The organism is Streptomyces solincola (genome assembly GCF_002982015.1).
Taxonomy (GTDB): Bacteria; Actinomycetota; Actinomycetes; order Streptomycetales; family Streptomycetaceae; genus Streptomyces; species Streptomyces solincola.
The window spans coordinates 1-2,431 of the sequence record NZ_PVLV01000569.1; the positions used below are offsets into that span (position 1 = coordinate 1).

Consider the following 2,431-nt stretch of genomic DNA (forward strand, 5'->3'; position numbering starts at 1 on the left):
GTCCTGGCCTCCCGCCCCGCCCCGGACGCCACCTGGCCGGGCGACACCGCCTGCCTCTCCCCCGACGCCCGCACCCCCCTCTCCCACGCCCGGCTCCTCGACCGCCTGGACGCCGTCCAGTCCAGGCTGGCCACCGGCCCCGAGGACACCTGGGCGCTGGCCCCGTCCCTGCTGCACCACGCCTGGCTGCCGTGGGCCGCGCTGCTCTCCGGGGCCCGCCTCACCGTCGCCGACGACCCGGCCCTCCTCCCCGGGCACCGGCCCACCGTGCTGGCCTGCCCGGCCGCGTTCCTCGGCTCGCTGTCCGACCAGCGCCTCCCCGCCCTCCGCCGTATCCTCCGCACCGGCCCGGCCGGGTCCCGCGTGGACACAGCGGCCTTCGCCCCGCACGCCGAAGTGCTCACCGAGGACGCTCTCGTCGGCACGGCCCGGTAGACCGCCGACCGGCGGGCAGGGTCAGCCGAGGCGGTGGGCGCGGGCGGTGGGATGGCGGCGCTCGGGGGCGCTGGTGGTGCGGCGGGCCGCCTCGCGGTAGGCGTCCGCGGCGCTCTCGTGTTCTCCGAGCAGTTCCAGCAGCTGCGCGCGGGTGGCGAACAGCCGGTGGTGACGCGCCAGTCGCGGGTCGTGCGCCGGTTCCTCCGGCAGGTCGAGGCCGGCGGCCGGGCCGTTGACCATGGCCACGGCGACGGTGCGGTTCAGGCTGACTGCCGGGTTGGGCCCGAAGCGCCCCGGGAGGTCGTACCGGACGAGGATTTGCGGCCAGTCGGTGCTCTCGGCGACGAGCCGGCGGTCCCAGCGGCCGCGGGCCCCCTCAGCCTTGCCACGCGCGCCTAGGAGTCCTAGGTTATCCCTAGGAGTCCTAGGAAGGAGAAGCGCGCATGGTGCGGGCCGGGTTGACGGCGGAGCGGGTGACGGTCGCGGGGGCCGAGGCGGCGGACGAGGTCGGATTCGAGCAGGTGACCATGTCGCAGGTGGCGCGGAGGCTCGGCGTGAAGGACGCGAGCCTCTACACGCACGTGCGCGGCCTGGCGGATCTGCGCGGGCGGATCGCCCTGCTGGCGGCGGACGAGAAGACCATCCGCATCGCGGAGGCGACCGCCGGACGGGCCGGCAAGGAGGCGCTCGTCGCGTTCGCCGACGCCTGGCGGGCGTACGCCCATGCACATCCGGGCCGCTACGCGGCGACGCAGACGCCGATCGAGATCGATCCCGAGCTGGCCGCGAAGGCGCGCGGGCCGCGGCGCGCGGTCGAGCTGACCTACGGCATGCTGCGCGGCTACGGACTGGCCGAGCCCGACGTGACCGACGCGGTCCGGTTGCTGCGCAGCACGTTCCACGGGTTCGTCGCCCTGGAGGCGGCGGGCGGCTTCGGGCACGAGCGTGCGCCGGAGCAGTCCTGGAGCCGCTCGCTCGACGCCCTGCACATCCTTCTGGAGCACTGGCCCACGTCCCGCGCAGGAGACCCCGCATGACCCGCCCGACCATCGGAAGCCTTCGCGTCGACGGCGCCACCCTGCACTACGAGGTACGCGGCCGAGGGCCGTTGCTGCTGCTGATCCCCGGCGGGACGGGCGGCGCGGCCGCCTTCGACGGCGTCGCCGACGACCTGGCCGCCATGTACACGGTCGCGGCCTACGACCCGCGCGGCATGGGCCGGAGCACGCTGGAGGACGCCGGGGCCGAGCAGTTCGTGGCCGAGCACGCCGACGACGCGCTGCGGATGCTCGATCTGCTCTCGCCCGGCGAGCCGGCCCGGGTGGTCGGCGTCAGTTCGGGCGCGATCGCCGCCCTGCACCTGCTCACCGCCCACCCGGAGCGCGTCGAACGCCTGGTGGCGCACGAGCCGCCGGTGGTGGAGGTCCTGCCGGACGCCTCCGCCCACCGCGCGCTCGTCGCCCGCGTGCAGGAGACGCTGCGCACCCGGGGGCTCGCCCCGGCGATGGCGGTGTTCGCCGCCGGTCTGAGCAAGGACGGCGACTCCGGTGAGCCGCAGGCCGAGGCGGGGCTTCCGCCGGGGGCGGCGGCGCGGGCCGAGCAGACGACGGCCGGCCTGCCGTACTTCGTCGGCCGCATCGTGCCCGGGTTCATGTCCTACGCCCCGGACGTCCACCGGCTGAAGGCGCTGTCGGACCGGCTCGTGCTCGCCTGCGGCCAGGACTCGCACGGCGAGCTGCCCTACCGTGCGGCCGCCTTCCTGGCCGACGCCCTCGGCTCGGACCTCCTGCACTTCCCCGGCGGGCACACCGGCCTGACGACGCACCCCGCCGAGTTCGGCACGCTCCTGCGGGAGGCGTTCCGGCGCCCCTGAGGCACGCGCATCCGCCGCACCGCCCGGCCGGCGGACGGCGGTGCGAGAGCCTCGCCCACCGACAGGCCGCCCCGACGTCCGGCACGAGGGTGTCGAGCGGGGCGGCCTGTCGGTGGGCGGGGC

4 protein-coding genes are annotated in these 2,431 nt (G+C 76.3%); 3 read left to right on the forward strand and 1 reads right to left on the reverse strand.

Features of this window, described 5'->3' with window-relative positions; genetic code table 11:
- Positions 1–435, forward strand: a 435-nt coding sequence (locus C6N75_RS30995; RefSeq protein WP_219852922.1) for an acyl-CoA synthetase family protein, incomplete at its 5' end; no start/stop codon positions are given.
- Positions 436–456: 21 nt separating this feature from the next.
- On the opposite strand, the gene C6N75_RS27320 is transcribed toward C6N75_RS30995, so the two are convergent.
- Entirely contained in the window at positions 457–681 is a 225-nt protein-coding gene (locus C6N75_RS27320) for a hypothetical protein (RefSeq protein WP_407703280.1), read from the reverse strand.
- Positions 682–878: 197 nt separating this feature from the next.
- Here C6N75_RS27320 and C6N75_RS27325 point away from each other — a divergent pair, with 197 nt between their 5' ends.
- Together C6N75_RS27325 and C6N75_RS27330 are read left to right on the forward strand one after the other, a co-directional pair.
- Positions 879–1,472, forward strand: a complete 594-nt coding sequence (locus C6N75_RS27325; protein WP_105871547.1) for a TetR/AcrR family transcriptional regulator — start codon at positions 879–881, stop codon at positions 1,470–1,472.
- Positions 1,469–2,308, forward strand: coding sequence for an alpha/beta fold hydrolase (locus C6N75_RS27330; protein ID WP_105871548.1), 840 nt, complete (start codon positions 1,469–1,471; stop codon positions 2,306–2,308). The genes C6N75_RS27325 and C6N75_RS27330 overlap by 4 nt, the downstream gene beginning before the upstream one ends.
- Positions 2,309–2,431 lie beyond the last annotated feature (123 nt).